1 pseudogene is annotated in these 407 nt (G+C 67.1%); it reads right to left on the bottom strand.

Annotated elements, in window-relative coordinates:
* Positions 1 to 407 (bottom strand): annotated as a pseudogene (locus IG08_RS0153390) (DNA-directed RNA polymerase subunit alpha); the annotation flags it as partial.

Below are 407 nucleotides of genomic sequence, written 5' to 3'. Positions count from 1 at the left end.
AGCTCGCGGGCGAGACCGAACAGCTCGACCAGGGTCTTACCGGCCGACGCCATGGCGTCACGGGGACGCATGGCCTGCTTGGTCTCGACGTCGACGATCAGCTTGTCGAAGTCGGTGCGCTGCTCGACACGGGTCGCCTCGACCTTGTACGTGACCTTCAGCACCGGGCTGTAGATGGAGTCGACCGGGATACGGCCGATCTCCTGGCCCACCTGCTTGTTCTGCACGGCGGAGACGTAACCACGGCCACGCTCGACCGTGAGCTCCATCTCCAGCTTGCCCTTGCCGTTGAGCGTGGCGAGGACGAGGTCGGGGTTGTGCACCTCGACACCGGCCGGGGGCGCGATGTCGGCGGCGGTGACCAGACCCGGGCCCTGCTTGCGCAGGTACATCACGACCGGCTCGTC

This window comes from Streptomyces fulvoviolaceus (assembly GCF_000718165.1).
Taxonomy (GTDB): domain Bacteria; phylum Actinomycetota; class Actinomycetes; order Streptomycetales; family Streptomycetaceae; genus Streptomyces; species Streptomyces fulvoviolaceus.
This window is presented reverse-complemented; position numbering and strand designations above follow the sequence as displayed.